Genomic DNA, 207 nt, shown 5'->3' on the forward strand with positions numbered 1-207 from the left:
GCCCGGAAGGTGAGGGTGCAGATTGCGTGCAAGCAGCTGTATCACGATCGGGAGGAGGTGACGTGTCATTTGCGGCGGGTTGATTTGAAGGGGCGGTGAGGGTCTGGCTGGCCTGGGAGGTTGAGTCAGTTGTAGCTGTACTGCCTTCAACTAAATTGACATTAGGCTGGAAAGCAGGCCGACTCGTGCCGTTGCCGTTGCCGTTGC

Origin of the sequence: Pseudomonas sp. UBA5666 (genome assembly GCF_002420785.1) — a bacterium.
GTDB classification, from domain to species: Bacteria; Pseudomonadota; Gammaproteobacteria; order Pseudomonadales; family Pseudomonadaceae; genus Aquipseudomonas; species Aquipseudomonas fulva.